The following is a 21324-nucleotide window of genomic DNA, read 5'->3' as shown; positions in this document are numbered from 1 at the left end:
GTGATTATTTGTTGGTTAATTTTGCAATTCCTTTTCCTTCAATGGCAACATAAATATCTCCATCTGGTCCCTGTCTTACGTCGCGCATACGTCCTGCACCATCAATAAGTTTGGTTCTTTTAGTGATCTTTTTACCATCCAATTCAAGGAGTTCAAGATATTGAAATTTTAGAGATCCTACTAAAAGGTTGCCTTTCAATTCTGGAAATTTTTCTGAAGTTACATAAGCGAATCCGCTAGGAGCAATAGAAGGTAGCCAGTAGAAAATAGGATCTTTCATTCCTGGTTTGCTGCGTTCGTCGGTAATAGGCGTCCCGCTGTAATTTTCACCATAAGTCACTACAGGCCAACCATAATTAGCGCCTTTCTCTACAACATTGATCTCATCTCCACCTTTTGGTCCATGCTCATGTACCCAGATCTCTCCGGTTTCAGGATTAAGAATCATTCCCTGCGGATTTCTATGTCCGTAGGAATAGATCGCTTCAACGGCATTCTCTTCACCAACGAAAGGATTGTCTGATGGAATAGAACCATCATCATTTAACCTGTAAACTTTTCCGTTGTCACGAGAGATATCCTGTGGGTTTACATCGCGCTCACCTCTTTCACCAGCACTAAAGAACAGGTAACCGTTTTTATCAAAAGCTATCCTGGAGCCAAAATGCTGACCTTTGGTTGTATTTGGAGAAGCTTTGTAAAGCACCTCTTTTGAAGTTAGTTTGTTGCCTTCAAGTTTTGCACGCATAATGGCAGTATTCCCACCATCTGCATTACCTTCCGGGGAAGCATAGGAGAAATAGATCCAGCCATTAGATTCGTATTCTGGGTGAAGCACCACATCAAGTAAACCTCCCTGACCGCGATCATAAACCTCAGGACCACCGGAAATCTGGATCTTTTCACCATTTTTAAAATGAATGATATCACCGTTTTTTTCAGTAATAAGTATGCTCTTATCCGGCATAAATGTAAAACCCCATGGGATATTCAGCCCTTCAACAACCATTTCAAATCCATAAGCATCTGAAACTCCAGCTTCGATAGGGGCTGGTACCTGTTGACCTTCTTCAGAAGTATCTCCGGGCTCGGCAACAGGGTCATTTGTATTTTCTGAAAGATCGCTTTCAGACTTAGAATCACCACAGGCATAAACTGAAAGTAGAATACCTATGGATGCAATATAATTTTTCATATTTCTTTTCTTTTTTACAGCAATGTTTGAACTAAGATATAAAAAAATGAAACTTTCCATGGTAGGATATGATTTATTCTTATATTTGCCGCCCAATTAATGCTAAATAAAGCATTTTCGGGGTGTAGCGTAGCCCGGTTATCGCGCCTGCTTTGGGAGCAGGAGGCCGCAGGTTCGAATCCTGCCACCCCGACGAACCACCTAATAAGTGGATACAAAACACTGTTAATCTCTTGATTTTCAGTGTTTTTTTGTTTTTAGGGATATCAAATAATATCATTTAAAAGCATAAGTCTGGTGAATCATTCGGTGAATCATTTATTACAAATAATTGCTTAACTTCATAAGGCATTTTAGTTGATTTGACTTTCGTCTTTGCTAACTGATTGTTTCATTAAAGACGCTTGAAATGCCTAATTACACTACCTTTTCCGTATTATTCTTTGTTCGCAAACATCATGATGAGACGAAGAAATTATTTATTTACACCCGAATTACTGTCAATGGAAGACGCTCCGAAATCAGTCTAAAAAGATCAATTCCGGTGAATCATTGGGACGCCTCAAAAGGACGCGCCAGGGGAACAGCTACAAAATCACGAATCCTGAACCAGTATTTGGACCAGGTTTACAATAAGTTGCTTGACTGCCACAAACAACTATCTTCAGAGAATAAAATAATCTCCGCCCAAAGTATCAAAGCTCGTTTCTACGGGAGTGATGATCATAAGAAAACCTTATTGGAACTCATGGATTATCATAATTCTCATATGAGAAATGTGCTAAAACCCGGAACGCTCAAAAATTATTATACCACTGAAACTTATTTAAAGGAGTTTTTAAAGAAGAAAATGACCTGCAATGACATCATCCTTAAGCAAATCAATTACCGGTTTGTAACCGACTTTGAACAGTTTTTGCGCAAGTATTCTGCAAAGGTTTCCAGAAAGACTTGTGGCAATAACGGCACGATGAAACACTTGGAGCGCTTTAAAAAGATGCTCAATCTGGCAATTAAACTAGAGTGGTTAGTTAAAAATCCTTTTAATAACTTTAAATTCCGGTTTGAAAAGAATGAGCGGCAATACCTAAGTAAGCGAGAGCTTCAAATAGTAGAGTCTACCGAATTTACTAGAAGTAGCTTAGAGAAAGTAAAAGATATTTTTATTTTTTCCTGTTATACTGGGCTTTCTTATGTTGATATTAAAGAATTAACTATTCATCAGATTGTAAAAGGAATTGATGGGAGTAACTGGATCTTTACCAAACGGGAAAAAACTGATGAAACCGTAAAAGTGCCATTACTTCCCCAGGCGCAATTTCTATTAGATAAATACAGGCACCAAATTACTTCAAATGATTATTTGTTTCCGGTATGTTCTAATCAAAAGGTCAATAAATATCTAAAGGAGATTATGTTGCAATTGAAAATAAAAAAGAACCTCACTTTTCATTCTGCCAGGCATACTTTTGCCACTACAATAACTTTATCTAATGGAGTGCCTATTGAAACAGTTTCTAAGCTATTGGGCCATACGAAATTATCAACTACACAAATTTATGCAAGAGTTTTGGAAAATAAATTGAGTGAAGATATGCTGGCATTGAAAGACAAACTTAGTTCATATGTTTAGGAGTGTAAGATGTGTGCCTGTCGGCAAAATCTTTATTACCACCGATGGTTGCAATAAAAAATAGATTTTTCGGGGAAAAAATTAGAAACTTAAGTTTACCAAAATTATTCAAAAAAGGGATTCTATTTATTAGAAAATAGAATCCCTTTTTATATTAAAGGTTATATAATCTATCGTCTAACAATTATCTTATAAGTTTCCTCTTCCTCCTTAACTTGTATTTTTAGAAAATACATGCCTTCCTTTAAGTTAGAGACATCCAGTTTGGTAGTTCCGTATGGATCAAGCTCTATATCTTTGACAAAGGATCCGTTAAAATCATATAATTTCGCGAGTTGAGTAGGTTGTGCGATTACTAAACTTTGCGTTTCATAAGTGCTGTTTGATTTTTCTGGATTAGCCTCTATAGTGACTTCGCTAGATGCCGGATTCGGATATACATTAAATCCTCCCGGACCTCCCAAACCGCAGGTTTCTGAGGTAACATACATTGCACCTCTACTTTCTCCTCCACAAGGATTCGATGTAAATAGTTGCACTAAATAAGTACCAGGGCTGCTGGAAGAAAAATAAATTAATGGCACTGGAGCGTTTGTAAAGGTAACTTCACTCTGACCATTAATTTGTAAATTTGGCGAACCTGATTCTAGTCTATAGGAAGTTGCACCGTCAGAAGCTGGGAGAGTATATGGGTCTGAAAAACTGTTTGTGCAAAGGTTTGGTGCCTGCGGTAGGTTAGCATAAGGTTTTCCCACATAGACTTCTTTTGTAGCTTCAGCTCCATTATTATAGGTTGCCGTAATAAAACCATTCCCTTGACTTGTTGAGTATTTAGCTTTCACAGTAATAGAAGAACTTGTAAAAGTAACTATATCCATATTATTGCTAATTGACCAATTATAAGTAGAAGGTGGATTCTGTAATATATATGTGTAGTTGGATCCAATACAGATGAAATCACTACCTACAATTTCTGGGATTGTACAAATAGAGCTAACAGTTTGTTGCAATACTGATTCTGTCTGTATCATTACATTCATGAAATCACCTTGCTCTTGGGTAAAACTATCCCGACAGTAGCGTCTGGAATAGGACATAAAGTTACTTGTGTCAGGATCATAAGGCAAACCATTTCTGGTTTCAGCAGCTGTATAATTACAGCTAGTATCAACTTTATATACTGGAGGATCGACAATTTGATTTAATAAATTGGGATCTGCAGGTGTAGAACAAAAGCCATCTCCGGCTTGGTTACAGTTAGCATTAGAGCCAGAACGTTCTATATTCTCTGTGCCAGAAGCAGTAGAATGCGTGTGTAGTAAACCAAAATTATGGCCAATCTCATGAGCATTAGTTGTTGATAGAACTGAACTCGAAGCGATTACAGTAGAATTCCCTGGACGCTGGGCTCTTCCTCCAAAGCTTTCGGCATCGTTAACGATATATAGGTTAATTGCATTGGGATCATTATCATTCAGACTTATCAATCCATTAAATTCTGTTACACCCTCATCATCCCCATTATCATCAATGTTGTAATATGTATCGTTTTGAATATGATTTATCCCGACGTTGTTAAAAAAGATTTGATGTTGGTTAAAAGCCAAGTTTAAATCATTTAAGATTAAATTAATATGCGAATCTGGAACTGCACTATCTCCTGAGGAATTCTGTAAAATATGAAACCGTATATTTACACAAAGTTCTACTTGCATCATTTTTGACTGATTTATTAAATCCTTTGTTTTTTGAGTTAAAGGATTGTCAGGAGTTCCACATATATCATTTTGAGCGATAGAAATTATTGGAAATAGAAAGAATATCATTAAAAGTACAAGTAGTTTTTTAGGCATATTAGTTAGGTTATTGCTTTCTATATTTAATTTTTACTGCCTCATCACCAGCTGATCTAATTAAAATCATTAAATCATTTGTAATTTCTGCAACAGTGGAAACGCTTGTTTCTGAACTGCAACCACTCTCAAAATATAAAATAAGCTTCCTATCTTCTTGATTTACCTCATAGAATCCGTTGCATTGTGAGTTAGAGGTATTTAAAAAAGAAAGGTCACTTTTAAATGTAAAAGTATATTGATCATCTTTCTCTATAGACTGGTAAGGTTGGAAGTCACTGCCTGAATGATCACTATATTCGACTGCCAACCAAGTTCCCTTGATATTTTCTACCGTGATATCCAATTCTTCTTGCAATTCATTTTTATTCTTATTATCATCACTAGAACAGGCGATAAGCGAGACAAGAAGAAGACAAAATATTAATATTTTATTTTTCATGGGTAAGTGAATTTAGATTTAGGATATAGTAGTGTGTATTGAATAGATGCAAAACATATTAAATGGTTGCGTTAAAATATTGGCTTTTTAAGATATCTTTAAATATACGGTTTTATATTCAATGCTGAAATTCCGTATTCTTTGCAACCTCCGGGCGCAAAGCAAGATTGTCATGACAATGACACATCTTGCTTTGTCTTCTTTTTTCTTAATTCGTGAAGTGATCTAGTTGTCCGTCTTTAAGCCAATTTTCTTAAAAACCCCTTAAATAAAATCCTTAAAACCTAATAAAAAATAACATCACTCTCTAATATAAAAATTTACTTTTTTTACCTGGAGCATTTTCCTTTTGTTTTGATTGAATGGATCCCAGTAAGATTAAATGAAAAGATTTCAGCTTTTCTAATTTACTTCTTTCAGAGCTGTTTGCATTACCTTTTGATGTCAATATATAATTCAGGATTTGAAATTAATAAGGACTTATAAAAAGCAAAGCGGCTTTATGCAGTCCGCTAATTTTAAATCCTGTTATTTCAGCATTAAATGGTAAGGCGATGCAAGAATAGCAGATGAGGATTGAAAGGTAGATCTGGATCGTTTTGTAGAATAAGGTCATGAAAACCAATCTGGCGGACTTGAGTCAAAAAGGTTTTGCATGTTTATCATCCACATCCAACTTACTCATAGCTTTTTGGCTCGTGTCCAAGACCTTTTAATTAAGCCGCTTTTCCTGAAACGAAGCTTTTGCGAAGAGAAAGGAAATGTGGTGAAGGCTCTTTGTTTCTTCCAGAAATCTAATTCTACTGTAGTAATTTTGGAGATATTTTACTCTATCACTTCTGTAAGAATTGTATTCTAAAATAGATATTTTTTACTAAAATCCTTGCCAATTTTACTGGGCTGCGAAGGTTTTTTCGTAAAAAACATTTTTAAATTCAAATTCAAAATGAATCTTTTGGGTTATTTCGACGGGCTGGATAACATTGTACAAATTAGATTTTTGCGTGAAAAATCTGCTTGTTTTCAAGCGTTTCAAAGGTTTTTGCGTGAAAAATAGAATGTATTTTTAAATCACAAAGCGATAAACTCATTGAATATTTAGGGGAATTGGATGTCGTAACGTGGCTCTGCCCGTTACCCTCTTGCTATTCCCCCTTCATTTTTTTTCAAAAATAAATGAGAAATACCCCTTGTAAGTTTGACAAGGTAATCTATCGCAAAAATTTACTTTTTTTGATTAGTAGTAAAAACTCTGAAAATTGGCTTTTGGGCAAGCTTGTTTTTAAAGAAAATTATATCTTTATAATACAAAGACGAGCAAATAATATTAATCTTCTTTGTTTTATGAAGTTTGGTGAATCATTCGGTGAAGCATCTAAATAATTAGCAGTGAAAGTATTGTGGACAGGGCGTTTATGCAAAAATAAATTATCCTGCCACCCCGACTTATTAAAGAAGATTAAAAGGTAATTTCATGAAGATCATGTTGTTACCTTTTTTTATGTCCAGGTTTCTTGAAATGTCTGTATCCACTTTTGTTATTTAAGGATGAAAGTCTTTCTATTTACTGCAAAATCACAATACCTTGAATTAGAATAAATTAATGGCATTGTGAATATTCAGGGACGAAATCAATAGCTCCATAGTATTTTTTTATTTTTTAATTTCGAAACTCAAAGCCTAATTCCACAATTCTTAAAATTATATCATAATTTAGCAAGCTAATCTCTATGGCTATGATCGATCAAAGTGACGTATTAAAACGTAATAATGTTACTATTAGGGGAAATGGTCGGCAGCCTATTGTTTTTGCGCATGGTTATGGTTGTGATCACTATATGTGGAGATTCGTTTATCCTGCCTTTCTAGATGATTATAAAGTCATTTTATTCGATCATGTAGGGTCTGGAAACTCTGATGAAGCCTATTATGATATACAGAAATACAATAGCCTGCAAGGTTATGCAGACGATATTCTGGAAATCTGCCATGCATTGGACCTGGAAAATGTTATCCTCGTTGGTCACTCCGTTAGTTCAATGATCTCATTGCTGGCAGCTAATAAGGAGCCAACATTATTTTCTAATATCATCATGATTGGACCTTCTCCATGCTATATAGATAAAGGAGGGTATAAAGGTGGATTTAGTCAGCAGGATATCGATGAATTATTGGAAACCCTGGAAAGCAATTACCTTGGCTGGGCATCTGCAATGGCGCCGGTTATTATGGGAAATCCAGAGACACCAGAATTAGGGGAAGAATTAACCAATAGTTTTTGTAGAACAAACCCGGAGATAGCAAAGCATTTTGCGAAAGTTACTTTCCTTTCAGACAATCGTGAAGATCTAAATGATCTTAAAATACCTACTTTGATCATTCAATGCGAAGAAGATGCTATCGCACCACTCACAGTTGCTGAATATGTTAGCGACAAAATTACGAGCAGTACCTTAAAATTGATCGATGCAACCGGACACTGTCCAAACTTAAGTGCTCCGGAAGAAACGATTTCTGCGATAAAACATTACCTGGAAAAGAAGGACTAAATGCAAGAGGAAACCCAAAAAAATCCTGAAATATTTGAATCTGCTGAAGATTTGTATCATGACGCACCATGCGGATATGTTTCATTCAGAAATGATGGTACGATATATAATATAAATAAGACCTTACTGGGATGGCTGGAATTCGACAGAAATGAAATTCTGGGAGAGAAAAAGATCTATGAGCTTTTTAAAATGGGTGGAAGAATGTATTTCGAAACTCATTTTTTTCCATTAATAAGGATCCAGGGTTTTGCAAATGAAATCAATTTCGAAATTCGAAAAAATGATGGATCCACTTTTCCCGCACTCATTAATGTCAAGGAATTAAAAGGTCCTACTGTTCGTGAGAATCGCTACAGAGCTTCAGTTTATGATATTTCTGATAGAAAGAAGTACGAACAGGAATTGATGAATGCAAAACTAAAGGCAGAAAAACTTGCCCAGATAAAAGCAGAATTTCTTGCAACCATTAGTCATGAAATAAGAACGCCGTTGAACGCCATTGTTGGAATTGGCGATCTATTAACTAAAACGTCCTTAGACCAGAAACAGAAGGAATATACTGATATTCTCAGGTTATCTTCTGAGAATCTGCTAGGCTTGGTAAACAACATTCTTGATCTTAGTAAATTGGAAGCTAAAGCGCTTCAGTTGGAAAAAAAGGCTTTCGCCATTCGCACTCTAGTCAATAGCCTGATCCATACCTTTAAATTGAAATGCAATGAAAAAGGTATTGAGCTCCTTGCTGAAATAGATGAGAATATACCCAATTACATTTCAGGAGATCCCATAAAGCTTAGCCAGGTACTTACAAATTTACTGGGAAACGCAATAAAATTTACCTGCGAAGGTCATGTAAAATTAATCGTAAAACTTACTGCATCAACTTCAGAAAAACTAGATCTTAACTTCAGTGTAATTGATACCGGTACTGGAATTCCAGAAGATAAGTTGCAAAGTATTTTTGAAGAATTTTCACAGGCTAGTTATGAAGTGAATCTGGAATATGGTGGTACAGGTCTGGGCCTAACAATTTCCCAGCAATTATTGAAGCTTCATGGAAGTGAAATCAAAGTAGCGAGTGTACTGGGAGAAGGCTCTGAATTTAGCTTCGATATCACTTATGAGAAGTACAGCAATTCAGTAAATGAAATGGATGCCCATGACAGCATTCAAAGAAAAAAATTGGATTTAGCAAAATTACTGATCGTTGAAGATAATCCTGTCAATATTTTTGTTATTTCAGAGTATCTTAAGGAATGGAAGATCAATTTTGATACCGCCAAAAATGGTAAAAAAGCCATCGAAGCCGCGAAGAAAAAGAATTACGATGTAATTCTTATGGATCTTCATATGCCTGTTATTAACGGTTTTGAAGCATCATCTACCATTAGGAACCTTTATCTTGAAAAACAACCTGTGATCCTGGCATTATCGGCCACGAGCAGGGAGGCAATAGAAGCTGAGCTCAATCGTGCAGGAATAGATGATTTTATTTCCAAGCCATTTGGACCGGAGGACTTGCATAAACTTATTTCAAATTATATAGTTACTGCTTCAGACCGTATAAAGACTAGCGAATTGGAAAAGGACAAACTCGGTGTGATTTCTTCGGAAGAAAATAAAATAGCCTCTGAGAATTCTATTGATTTAAGACGATTCGTAAAAATGGCGAATAATAAGCCCGAATTTCTACGGAAGTTTATAAACAATACCCTGACAGCTTTTCAAGACTATTTAGAAGATTTTCAGAAAGCTGCAGATTTGCGGGATGCTAATCAAATCTCAGAGCTTATTCATAAAAGCACCATGTCGGTATACTACATTCAGTCTAATAAACTGGTGAAATTACTAAGAGACTGCCAGAGTTGTTTTGAAGATAAGAACGCAAGTTCTGAAGAAATAGAAGCTGTCATTAAAAATGCCACTGCAGAATTCCACCAGGTAATTATCTCCTTGAAGAATATAGATGTGAAAAGTTTAATGAATTAAATGTGGGCTGAACAGAAAACCAAAAAGGATAAGAATTTCTTCTTACCCTTTTCATCTAAACAATAATCAACCTATTCAAACAAAATTTAAATTCATCTTAGCGCGAAATAGCTTTTGAAATTCATCAAGATATAACTGAGCAATTTTCTCCATAGGCAAACTACATGAAGCCTTATAGTTCATTTCGCCAATAGTTCTTCTATATGAATCGTTAACTATAATGCATTTTAAGGAATTTGCGAGTGAATCTACATCGCCAGGTTCATATACATCCACGGCAAATCCTTGTTTTTTTATGTTTAGAGCAAGATCTTTGAAGTTTGGGATCACGACAGCTTTTCCATAAAAAGCAGCCTTAAGTAGCATTCCTGAGCTCACTCTTTCGGAAGTATAAGGCAAGACGACCAACGTACTTTCTTTGAAATTCTTTGCAACATTTTCCTCATCTACAAATCCCGTAAACGTAAGATTTTTAATATGATCATATTGTTTCATTATTCCAGCTAGATAACCTGGAGTAGTAGGATGATCTGTTCCGGCAATTACTATTTCAAGTTCCTGATTGGTACTTGCTCTTAATTTTATAATTGCTTCAATAAAGGCTTCCACTTTCTTATGTTTTCCAAATTTCCCAAATGTAAGAATCTTCTTAGGTCCATTTGGTAAGTCAAAATTTGGTTCAGGGATTGCTTTAAATGATTCTTGAGGAATTTGGATTAAATTTTGAGCATTATATTTTTCTCTTACAATATTCATATACTTTTCTGAAGTAAGAGCGATAGTATCTGCTTGCAGTAAAACTTTAGTTAGTCCGGTTCTCATCAAGGAATCGATGTTATAGAGAAATCTTTCATGCAATAAATTATCATTAATGGAAGCCGTATCCTCAAGATCTTTATGAAGGATTACGATCGTTGGGATTCCTTTTAATCTAAAAACTAAGGCTAATAAAAAACCTAAGACGACGGAAAGTTTTTTGTATCCAGTTTTATTGAATTGAAAATTAAAAAGAATTGCATCAGGCTGATGTTTAACAATATTTCTATAAATGTTGAATATATTGTTAGAACTATTGGAATTCCTGGATTGTTCAATACTTATCTTACATTTTCCAATTTTATTGTCCAGCTGTATAGGGTCACGCTGGTCTGAGATCAATACCAGTTCATCAACTTCGGCTTTTTGAGCCAATTGTTTAGCAAGCCGTAAACCATATTTATTCAAGGTAGCTATGCTGTAAGGGTGAGCACTAATGAAAGCAAGTTTCAAAGTATTTGTTCTAGTATTTTTCTCTGTGAAGATCTCATTATTATATTATTAGCAGGAATATTTTCGATAGGTAGAAGATTGGTTTCGATGAATTCTTGACTACGTCTGGTAAAATAACTACAACTTTAGTTATTCTGAAGCCAAATTGAGAAGGTCTTGTTACCTGAAGGTGAATATATTGTGTTCAAAACAAGAAGTGATGAAATTATTTTCGAAAACAATATTTAATAATGACTTTGCAGGTCATAATACCAGTGTACCCAATTCAGATATTCTCAACTACAGAATTAGTGTAATTGCATTTCAAAAAATTTTGATTAAGGTTTATGTGTTTTAAAGAGATTTCTATTGGCTCCGTAATACTGGTACATTAAAAATATTAATACCTTCATCTAGGGAATAGAGATGTATGTTTTTTACAAACACTATTCAATCATATAAAATAGCGTGAGCTACTTTATTTACGATCCCATTTAAAGTTCTTTTTTCGAAAGTATAGTGAAGTTTTTAAAATGTTTTTTTGCACTTGAATCGAAATAATTGAAGTCAAATAAATTGCATCCTGAGTTAAGAAATGCATTTTGAAGCTTGAAATTGTTTGCTCCAACAAAACGCAAGAACTTTCCTTCTTTTGATGCTTGATTCAATAGATTACAGAAAGCATAAACACCTGCAACATCCATACTTTCAAGTCTGGACAAGTTGATAATTACTTGAGGTTTTAACCTCAACATAACTTCAAAGTACATTTCGACTTGTTGAGCATTGTAGGTTGTAACATCACCTTGTAGTTCAAAAACTCCTTCGATCTCATAAATATTTAGGGTCATAATGTTAATTTAAAGTTTATGAGCTTTAAGATCGTTTTTAAGGCTAGGAAAGTATGATACTATTCGATGAATGACATCGTACTGTAGATGAATATACCGGATTTAGAGGGGATTCATTTCGTCGATAAGATCAGTTTAATGGACGAGTAGTAATTCTTAATCCTTTTCTTAGATGTAGTTTACAGCTGTAACTGAGTAGCTTGCCAAATCTAAATTAACTTTAATAATGGAATGAATACCTACCTATTAATAAATACTAATAGCTCGAACTCCAATCCCTTATCTTTTCAAAAATATATCTTCTACAGTTTTGTAATTGATCACTACCTGCGAACACCTTTTTAGAATGGGACACTATCAGTTTTGCCGCAATTATTTTTCAAATAAATAATTTACACAGAATACGAAACATACATTTTCACCCTTCATTATAGTAAAACTAATAATAGAGAGAAGCAGTTTTATAAAGAAAAATATTGATGCGCCAGAAAAAGAGAAGAACTTCTAAGAATTACATCAAGGTACTGGGGGCAAAGAAGAACAAACTGAAGAATATAGATGTCGAAATCCCATTAGAAGTTTATACTGCGATCACCGGAGTTTCGGAAAGTAGAAAAAATATATTGGTCAAAAAGATATTTTACCAGCCAGTCAGAAAGAATTAAGAGGCTACGGAGATCCTGTTAATAGTATTTTTTTATTTGGATGTATAGCATAAATATGATATTAATTCAAAACACTTTGATATTTTAAAAAATTCGTAAGCACACGTCTATGGTTAAATTTACTATAGACTAGATAAATAATAAGCCGGAGACCACTCCCCGGCTTATTCACCTAACCACCTAAATACTTAGTAAGTAACCAACAAACTAAGTGTAAATCTTTCCTGATATTTTACTAGATTTGGGCAATATTACTAGCTACAATTAGTAAATTTCCCGTAAAAAAATGATCTTTTGCAAACCATAGCACTCTACATTGTAGTAACGCAATTTAAAAACTGAAAACCTTGTTCATATGATGAAACATTTGAAAGGTCATAGTATTTTTACATACTAAATTTCCATCTCCTTTTGAAATTACAGTATTCTTATGAATGGGTGTTGTTTTTCCATTTCCTTTTAAGTGGATCTTTTTCCAGGTCTTTAGTGTTATTAAAAAACTACACTATATTCCACACCCCTTTTTTATTATTTATCGTGAAGCCGGATTCGCACTCCTTGGTCTTCACGATAAGACAAAGCCGGCTATCTTCATAAAACTTTCGTTTCACAAAGAAAGTAGGGTACATGCCGACCATCTTATCGCTTTTCCATCTCTGGACGGCGTTAATTTTTTCTGTAACTTGAAAAGCTACTCTACTCAACGGTTTATTTAGGGTTTCAGTTAGAAGCCTGCTTTTCTTTGTTGCTATATCTTTTTTAGTTTCTGGAATTGAAGACTGAAAATGAATACCATATAATACCTGATTGAGTAACAATTTGCAATGGGTATTTAAGTGAGAATTGTTGCTTATCACATATGAAGTGGGCATAATTTGATTAAAAATTTCTTCAGTTGGAAAAAAGCTTTCTATGTCCCCTATAATTTTATGCCTTGTCGCAAAGGGATAATGCCGATAATCAACTGCTATACTGGTTTTCACCTCATCTATAATTCTAACATTAACAGGTTCAGAGTTATGTGCCTTATGGGCTATCATTTTAACGCCGATTAGCTCAAAGTTTGGAGTCGTATCCTCAATTTGGTAAACAATAAACATGATAACATTACGGTTATAGCTATAATGAATCAAATGATCAAATTCAATTTCACCAACCGCCGCAACCTCTGCCAGTTCGAAACTTTTATCATAACCGGCAGAGATGCACTGCGGATTGTAGTCTGGAAAAAGATAACTTTCCGGTAGGGCGGGCTCGGTCCTCAGCATATTTGCATAAGTCATGAAATCGTCAACCAGTTCCAGATGATCTGCTACTTCTGGCTCATTGTAATTACCAAGATAGGTAAACTCCTGAGCCGGAAGATGTTGTAATAAAATGAGATAAAAAAATTGTAGTAGTTTTCCCATAACTTTGACTAAAATTAAAGTTTGAATCTGCTTTTCATGGAATTATTCGTTGGTTGTAGGTGACCAGACGATAAAAAAGTATTTAGTGTCGGTGAATGGTTAGATAAATTGAACACCGTAGCGTTCTATAACCTCGTTCCTGATATGTTTATGCCGTTGTTCCTTTTCCTTCGGAACAATAAGTAGCACTTCATCGTTTTCTAGGATCATGTAGTCCTGCAATCCATCGACTAAAACCATCTTATTACCTTCAGTTCTAATAATTTTACCTGAGGCTTCAACGGGTATGAATTTCGTGTTTACCACCGTCTTAGATTTGCCATAACCGCGAAATTCGTTCTCTGAAGAACCCCATGCTCCAAGATCGTTCCAGGAGAAAGATAAGGGAATAACCATCACTTCTTCTGAATGTTCAATGATTGCGTATTCGACACTGATATTTTCAGCGTATTGATAATGACTTCTCAGAAAATTTGTCTCGTGTGGTTTGTTATAAAAGCCCTCACCAACTTTGAATAATCTGAACATATCCGGAAGTAGTATCTCAAATTTGTTCAGGATGGTTTGTGCTTTCCAAACGAATATCCCACTATTCCATAGATAATTTCCCTGGTTCATAAAATTCTGGGCAGTTTGGAAATCTGGTTTTTCTGTAAATCTTTGAACGTGGTATATCTGCTCATTTCCCTTATCATCATATTGTATGTAGCCATACCTGGTATTAGGAAAGTGGGGCTTGATACCAAAAGTTATCAGTCTTTTTCCTTTTTCAGCTTCTTCAAAAGCCATGCACATGTCCTGTTCAAACAAACTTTCTTCCTGGATCCAGTGATCACATGGAGCCACCAACATCCTGGCCTCGGGGTCACGATTATGTATCTTCATAGCTGCAAGTAAGATAGCTGGAGCAGTGTTTCTCATAATTGGTTCAAGTACTACCTGCGAACCTGAAATTTCCGGCAACTGCTCCATTACGATTTCCTTGTAAATTGTATTAGTAAGTACAAGAATATTTTCAGCCGGAATAAAACTCTTCAAACGATCAAAAGTGTTTTGAATAAGCGTTTTACCACTTCCAAGAATATCCTGAAATTGTTTAGGACAGCATTGTTTGGATGCGGGCCAGGATTGACTTCCAACCCCACCAGCCATGATTATTGCGTAGTTATGAATTTTCATCGCTTTACTATTTTGACGTTTAGGTACTTATTTGATGTAAAGATACCGGCACAATGCGAGGTGTGTGGGAATATTCGTCTAAGCAGAATCTAAGAGCGACGAACAGGAATTATATGGAGTTAAGTTGCTAAAGCAGGTTCAATCTTTTTATAAGTTCCGGGCGATTGCTACGGCTAACCGGAACAACATCTTTTTCTATTAGAACGCTATTGTCTTCAATATCAATAATGTGCTTGGTATTAATCACAAAAGATCTGTGCACTTTCAGGAAGAGATCTTCAGGCAACTTGTTTTCGATCTTTTTCAGGGTAGAATGAACAGTGTAGTTCTTTTCGAATGTTTTAATTTGTATATAATCACCTTTGGCTTCCACCAGGTATATACTTGGAATATCGATTTTGATTAGCCTACGGTCAATATTCACATACAGATCATTGTCAGTTTTGTTAACATCTGAATTAATTTCTGTTGGCTCTGGAATAGACTGTCTGGCAGGTTTAGCATTTTTAGCTTTTTGAACAGCCTTCTTAAAACGTTCCGGAGTTATTGGTTTCACCATATAATCTACAATACAGTCATATTCAAAAGCTTCTATTGCAAAGCTCCTGTCTGAAGTCGTAAGAATTACATTTGGAGGATTTATCAAAGTTTGAATAAAGTCGAATCCAGTAAAGTCTGGCATATGGATATCCAGAAATATAAGATCTACCGGATTTTGGTTTAAATATTTGATCGCCTGCATAGCATTGGAGAACTCACCAACAAGGTTGAGTTCCTTATGAGTATCTATAAGCTGACTTATAATCATTCTGGCCGTAGCCTCATCGTCAATTACTAAACATTTCATGAACAATTAATTTAAAACTTTTCAATGTAATCGCCCATGGTCTGAAGGATCTCTGTAAAACTATTATGCTTTTTAGGATCATTCTTACGGAGTTCTTCTTCATAGATTTCCGCAAAGCGATAACCTTCTTCAAGGCCTAAAATACTAATTTTGTGCTTAAGTTTATGAACATTGGAGGCAGCATCTAGAAAATTACTCTGCTTTATATTTTCTTGGTAAACCGCTTCTTCCTCCGGGAATTCTTTTTTGACAATATCTAAGAGTTTGTTTTCGAACTCTTTATCTCCGCCAGATAGCCTATACAGGTAGTTTAAATTTGGGTTTTCTTTCATTTTGGTAAAGTAAAATAAAAATTGATTCCTACGTATTCATGACTCCCCAACTAATCTAACCTCTATAGAAATCTACCATCTTTATGATAATATAGAACCTGATTCTGTTAGAGTTCTTGTTGGCGTGGATCTTTTCAATGATCTTATAATAATGCCTTACAGTAGCTCCTGTGCCAGATTCTTTAATATTTCATTTCCAAAGTTATTGGCAACAATGTTCTCTATTTTGTCTCTTATTCAACACTTTTTACCATATTGTAAATAATATTTTCGAATAGTTACGGAATTCTAAATTTATCTACTTCAACAGGCGGAAGCTCTTCTGAAATTTCCACTTTGTTACCATCGGAAATAACCAACAGTTCTACAATCTCATGAACTAGATATCTGGTACGGGCCATGATCTGCCATTTCAATAATAGAATATTTAGGAATTCCTTCAATCATGACATTCAATTCTTTTCAGCTTCAAAATTATATTTAAAATTTTTGAAATTATTAATATTTCTAATGAAAATGTTCTGAAAGCTCATTGTTCTGGAATTTTCAGTTCTCTTTATTAAATTCTTTAGAGTTTAAGGCCTGCCTGGATCGCAGAAGTGATATAGAATTTTGATACATTACAACTTTACGCAGTTTCTGTTCGGCATTATAAAGTCCATCTCAGATAACGCGAGATCCACACTGTTGCATGTTCAACTGTTCTTCACTATTGCTATAAGATTCATTGAAAAGGTTGAAAAATCTTTTAAATTCAATTCTTCCAAAGCTTTTGCAATCACTTTGATCACTTCATCGATCTCTTCTTCTGCTCATTGACTTAGGACGAGTCGGCGGCCAATACAACTTACCAGAAGTGCTAGTTCAGGTCATTTCTTTCCATTCTGGTTGGCCAGAGTTGCTGAATCCTGAGTACCTTTTTAAAGTGCGTTGCAGAAGCTATTATCTTGAACCCAAAGTGATATCTCACGCCAGGGACTAATGAATTGTTTTCCCAGTTAATATTTAGAATTGTACGTATCAACGGATGTTTGTGGACTTTTTTTTAAGTAAAGAGTGTAGAAGAACTAAGACTGCGGTAGCTCGACAGATTTTGTTCCCAGATATTTTGAGTACAGATTTAGTGCTGGTTATCCATCGAGTTAAAACAATACAAAATTTTCAGATTCAGTGATAATACTTTCAGGACCAAATAGGATCCACCAACCAATTTCCGAAGGAAATTTTAAGATCATCGCCATAGAAATCAATGCTCACAACTTTTCCTTCTTCAGCAACATTTACAAACAACAAGTGGGTTTTCAGTACCTTGGCTAACGCCACCTCTTCAGCAAGATATACAGTGTAAATTTCCTGATGAAATTACAAAATTATATTCGTGTCTTGATAATCCATTTTCCTGAACAATTCTTTGCTCATTCTAATTCCATCTATATTAACGAATAATTGCTGAGTTGATATCGAATGAGATTTTTCAAGAGTGATCAGAATGACTATAGCTCCATTTTCGCTTATACCTGAGATTTTTTAATGCTGAAATGGAATGTAGTGCCAACATGAGGTGTGCTTTCCAGCCATATTTTTCCGTGATAGAGATCAATGATCTTTCTAACAATACTCAGTCCTATTCCGTTAGATTTTTTACGGTCTGATGCCGTATTAAAGATCTGGAAAATTCGGTCATGCTGGTCTACTGGAATTCCAATACCATTATCTTTAACGGAGAATATATAATCCTGTGCTTTTTCTTCAACGTCTACTTCAATGGTTCCCTGTTCCTTTTCAATATAATTTACAGCGTTCGACAAGATATTTTGAAATAATTGTTGAATTCTGGTGGTGTCAGCCTGGATCACTGGTAATTTATTTTTGATCCTAATCTCTATATGATCAGGAATATAGATCATGGCTATGATATCTTCCACCAGTGACTGAACATCAACTTTTTCACTGCTTGCCGAGCTGCGATCTATGCTGGAGTACTTGAGAATGTTCTCAATAAGATGATCCATCTTTTCCACCTTATTTTGCATAAGATCGATATTAATAAGGCTGTCATCACTCAACTGATTCTTAAAATCTTCCCTGGTCCAGCTCAATAGTGCCGAAATATTACGAAGAGGAGATTTTAGATCATGGGAAACGATATGTGCGTAATCACTCAACTCCTGATTTTGAACTTCAAGATCTTCCAGAAGTTCAACCTGTTTGTTTTCGAGATTTTTCCGATCTGTAATATCAAGATGAATAAAGATAGAACCTATATTTTCGCCCTTCATGTTCAGGTTTGGAGTTCCACTTACTAACAAGGTTCTTAATTCTCCGTTCTTATTAATAACGTCCAATTCATGATTCCTGATTTGATCTGTGTTTTCTTTTCCAATTTCATTCTCAAAAATTTCTCTTGATCTTTTCGTTAATAGTAGTTCACCTGGATGTTTGCCAATTAGTTCAGCCTTAGAATATCCACTAATCTCTTCAAAGCTTTGATTGGCCATTAAAATTCTTAAATCGGCATCTACTTCCAGTAAACCTAAATTCATATTAGCTATGATGCTACTATATTTATTTTTCTGGGCTTGTAAAAATTCTTTGTAGCGTTTTCTAATAGTGATATCATCATAGCTCCACAGATGACCCTTGTAAACTCCATCACTAAAAATAGGGATATAACTACGCTCAAGGAATCTGCCATCTGCCATTTCAATCTCTTCTCCAATGACTGTGGTACGATTTTTAATAAGATTTTCGACCTTACTAACGAACTGTTCCGGTTCAGAAAAAAGAACTTTAGATTGTTCCGCAGCACTGGAGCAGTCGGTACCTGTTAAAGCCTCTGGGGGAGCAGGGATCTCGAAGAGATCACAGAATCTCTGGTTCGTAAGGCTAACTGTTCTATTTTCATCTTCCAGCAATACCGCACTCTGCATGTTCTTAATAAGAGTGGACATTCTGTTTTCTGACTGTTTAAGTTTATTACTTGCTTCTTTTCGCTCTGTGATGTCTTCAACAGTGGCTACTAGATATTCAGTAACACCGTTGTCATCGGGAACGGCAGTAACACTGGTGTTAGCCCAAAGTAGAGTTCCATCTTTTCTGAAATACCGCTTTTCCATCTGGTAGGTTTCTATGTCTCCTGCAAAAAGCTTCTCCCTCAATTTCATTGTTTCTTTGCGATGGTCAGGATGTGTGATCTTGTTCACATCAACCTTTTCAAATTCTTCAGGCGTGTAGCCAAACATCTTGGTCATGGCGTTGTTTACCATAAGAAGACCACCATCCATCGATCTTGCGAGGGACACACCAATAGGTGAATTTCCGAAGATAATATCAAGCTGTCTTTTCTGGTACTGCAATTGCCGCTTCATCGCGGTTTCCTGCGTAATATCCCGCGCAATACCCTGGGCAGCGATCGGTTCACCTTTAATGTTATAAATGATACTGGCATTTATCTGAACGATCTTTTCCTCACCATTCCTGGTAATAATCACCGCGCGATAATTGTTAAACTTTCCGTGGATGGTAAGCTCCTTAAAAGCTTCAAAAGTATATTCCTTGTACTTGTCCTTTACAAGTTGGTTTAAATTAACAGATTCTTCTTCTGGGTCGAAACCAAGCAAATCCTTGGCTGCCTGGTTCATACTAATTACATCACCAGATAGTTCCATGACAATGAAAGCATCAATCAATGTTTCAAATACGCCTTCAAGTTCAGAAGTTTTTCTATCAAGGGTTTCCTCAAGCCGCGAATTAGTTTGGCGTAATTCTTCAGAGACATTATATAGCTCCAGTGATTTTTGTTCCAATATTGCTTCAGCCGCCTTTCGGGCAGCTTTCTCACGCATAAGTGCACGCTCTAAAATTTCAACGTTCTTAGTTAACTGCATGTGGCTCTTTGTAAATTCTAAACCTCACCTGTGTTCCATCGTCCTGAACTTTTTCCAGTTCTATCCTTGAATTTTCAAGAAAATGGTCAAAGGTTTGTACCATGAGCGCTTTTGCAAACATGTACATAGACCTGTCTGAATAATACATCATCTCAAGAAAATTGTCGTCTTGCTGAATAACACGAAAGGTAGGTAGCTCAGCTCCTGGATATAATTTTCTAACTTCTACATGGATGTGATTTTCGATGGAAGCTAGCATTTCCAGTGGTCCATCATATAGGCTGAAAATATTTGCATGATTCTTTTCAAGAACTGCAAAAAATGTTTTTCCGTATGCATACAGAAGATCATTTGCACTCAAACCTGTTTTTTCTGAAAGTTTTACAATGAGCCTCTGCATTTCTATGAAGTCATAGGTTCCAACCGCAGTATATACACCTCCTGAACTCAAATCAGATTCATTGATGATTTGATCCAGAACTTCCAGACCAAACTCCTGTTCGACCATCTCCAGAAACTCAGTAAAAACAATTCCTTTCATATTATACTTTAATCAGTTCGTTAATGCTCCAGTAATCCAGTACACTTTTTAGTTTATAGACATAATCATCATATTTGAGAGGTTTTATGATATAACCAGCGATACCAATATTAAAACAATCTAATAAATCTTTCCGATTACTTGATGTTGTAAGGATAATAGTAGGAATATACTTTAGCGTTTCATCCTGTTTTAAAATACTAAGAAATTCGATACCATTCATTTTAGGCATATTTAAATCCAATAATATTATTTCTGGTAAACGATCCTTATGTTGCAAAAATTCTAATGCCTCTTCACCATCTCTTGCATTCTGAACCATATGCTTTAATTCTACTGAATTTAGCGTACGATTTAGTTTCATTACCTCAATTTCATCATCTTCGATAAAAAGGATATTTAACTTACGTTTCATAGGAATAGGATTAGTCAATCAAAGATGCTATAACAATCGATTTTAAAGCTATTAATTCGATTAAGCAAGCATTACATTCGGTCAGTTACAACTTAGTGTAGATAAATAGACTTAGGACAAAAGTAGGTTGGTTTATAAGCTTACATTTCTAAATTTTTTAATTGGTTGACCGTACCCAAGCTTATTTTAATAATCTATTCTATAATGATCAACCTTCTAGAAAGTAACAGATTCTAAATTTGAAATATACGTTTTCAGTTTTAGGATTCTTGCGTACTTAGTTAAA

The 21324-nt window shown here is 35.3% G+C and carries 17 protein-coding genes and 1 tRNA gene; 5 read left to right on the top strand and 13 right to left on the bottom strand.

Translation table 11 applies throughout. The features are described from left to right. Nucleotides 1-4: 4 nt before the first annotated feature. A complete protein-coding gene (locus T8I65_RS11100; RefSeq protein ID WP_322300673.1) occupies nt 5-1195 on the bottom strand; it encodes a PQQ-dependent sugar dehydrogenase in 1191 nt (396 codons plus the stop codon). A 118-nt stretch (nt 1196-1313) separates the two neighbouring features. Between T8I65_RS11100 and T8I65_RS11095 the strand changes: the two genes are divergently transcribed. Further along, a tRNA-Pro gene (locus tag T8I65_RS11095) sits at nt 1314-1388 on the top strand. A gap of 216 nt (nt 1389-1604) precedes the next feature. Next, nucleotides 1605-2828, top strand: coding sequence for a site-specific integrase (locus T8I65_RS11090; RefSeq protein ID WP_322300672.1), 1224 nt, complete (start codon nt 1605-1607; stop codon nt 2826-2828). 170 nt (nt 2829-2998) lie between these two features. Here the strand turns inward: T8I65_RS11090 and T8I65_RS11085 are convergent, their stop codons facing one another. Then, a complete protein-coding gene (locus T8I65_RS11085) occupies nt 2999-4681 on the bottom strand; it encodes a zinc-dependent metalloprotease (protein WP_322300671.1) in 1683 nt (560 codons plus the stop codon). Between the two features lie 10 nt (nt 4682-4691). Then, a complete protein-coding gene (locus tag T8I65_RS11080) occupies nt 4692-5123 on the bottom strand; it encodes a hypothetical protein (RefSeq protein WP_322300670.1) in 432 nt (143 codons plus the stop codon). Nucleotides 5124-6859: 1736 nt separating this feature from the next. Here T8I65_RS11080 and T8I65_RS11075 point away from each other — a divergent pair. Together T8I65_RS11075 and T8I65_RS11070 are read left to right on the top strand one after the other, a co-directional pair. Continuing rightward, nucleotides 6860-7672 (top strand): alpha/beta hydrolase, encoded by an 813-nt coding sequence (locus T8I65_RS11075; protein WP_322300669.1) that lies wholly within the window; start codon nt 6860-6862, stop codon nt 7670-7672. Beyond that, nucleotides 7673-9664, top strand: coding sequence for a response regulator (locus tag T8I65_RS11070; RefSeq protein WP_322300668.1), 1992 nt, complete (start codon nt 7673-7675; stop codon nt 9662-9664). A 75-nt stretch (nt 9665-9739) separates the two neighbouring features. Here T8I65_RS11070 and T8I65_RS11065 read toward each other — a convergent pair whose 3' ends face one another. Both T8I65_RS11065 and T8I65_RS11060 read right to left on the bottom strand, forming a co-directional pair. Then, nucleotides 9740-10933 carry a glycosyltransferase gene (locus tag T8I65_RS11065; RefSeq protein WP_322300667.1) on the bottom strand — a complete coding sequence of 398 codons (1194 nt, stop codon included), beginning with the start codon at nt 10931-10933 and terminating at the stop codon, nt 9740-9742. 473 nt (nt 10934-11406) lie between these two features. Next, the gene (locus T8I65_RS11060) at nt 11407-11763 is read right to left on the bottom strand and encodes an STAS domain-containing protein (RefSeq protein ID WP_322300666.1); all 357 of its coding nucleotides are present in this window, start codon (nt 11761-11763) and stop codon (nt 11407-11409) included. Nucleotides 11764-12242: 479 nt separating this feature from the next. On the opposite strand from T8I65_RS11060, the gene T8I65_RS11055 reads away from it, so the two are divergent. Beyond that, a complete protein-coding gene (locus T8I65_RS11055; RefSeq protein WP_322300665.1) occupies nt 12243-12428 on the top strand; it encodes a hypothetical protein in 186 nt (61 codons plus the stop codon). Between the two features lie 500 nt (nt 12429-12928). On the opposite strand, the gene T8I65_RS11050 is transcribed toward T8I65_RS11055, so the two are convergent. The 8 genes from T8I65_RS11050 to T8I65_RS11015 all read right to left on the bottom strand — a co-directional run bounded on the left by T8I65_RS11050 (nt 12929) and on the right by T8I65_RS11015 (nt 21038). Further along, on the bottom strand, nt 12929-13837 hold the full coding sequence (locus T8I65_RS11050; protein WP_322300664.1) for a hypothetical protein: 909 nt from the start codon (nt 13835-13837) through the stop codon (nt 12929-12931). Between the two features lie 99 nt (nt 13838-13936). Further along, the gene (locus T8I65_RS11045) at nt 13937-15016 is read right to left on the bottom strand and encodes a mannose-1-phosphate guanylyltransferase (protein ID WP_322300663.1); all 1080 of its coding nucleotides are present in this window, start codon (nt 15014-15016) and stop codon (nt 13937-13939) included. A gap of 127 nt (nt 15017-15143) precedes the next feature. Next, nucleotides 15144-15863 (bottom strand): LytTR family DNA-binding domain-containing protein, encoded by a 720-nt coding sequence (locus T8I65_RS11040; RefSeq protein WP_322300662.1) that lies wholly within the window; start codon nt 15861-15863, stop codon nt 15144-15146. Between the two features lie 11 nt (nt 15864-15874). Further along, on the bottom strand, nt 15875-16195 hold the full coding sequence (locus T8I65_RS11035) for an Hpt domain-containing protein (protein ID WP_322300661.1): 321 nt from the start codon (nt 16193-16195) through the stop codon (nt 15875-15877). A gap of 278 nt (nt 16196-16473) precedes the next feature. After that, nucleotides 16474-16638, bottom strand: coding sequence for a hypothetical protein (locus T8I65_RS11030; RefSeq protein WP_322300660.1), 165 nt, complete (start codon nt 16636-16638; stop codon nt 16474-16476). Between the two features lie 1068 nt (nt 16639-17706). Continuing rightward, a complete protein-coding gene (locus T8I65_RS11025) occupies nt 17707-20082 on the bottom strand; it encodes a PAS domain S-box protein (protein ID WP_322300659.1) in 2376 nt (791 codons plus the stop codon). Beyond that, nucleotides 20069-20623: a heme NO-binding domain-containing protein gene (locus tag T8I65_RS11020; RefSeq protein WP_322300658.1), complete on the bottom strand. Its 555-nt coding sequence runs from the start codon at nt 20621-20623 to the stop codon at nt 20069-20071. Before T8I65_RS11020 ends, T8I65_RS11025 begins: the two co-directional genes overlap by 14 nt. A 1-nt stretch (nt 20624) precedes the next feature. After that, entirely contained in the window at nt 20625-21038 is a 414-nt protein-coding gene (locus tag T8I65_RS11015) for a response regulator (protein WP_322300657.1), read from the bottom strand. Nucleotides 21039-21324 lie beyond the last annotated feature (286 nt).

It is taken from the genome of Christiangramia sp. OXR-203 (assembly GCF_034372165.1).
Classification (GTDB): domain Bacteria; phylum Bacteroidota; class Bacteroidia; order Flavobacteriales; family Flavobacteriaceae; genus Christiangramia.
This window is presented reverse-complemented; position numbering and strand designations above follow the sequence as displayed.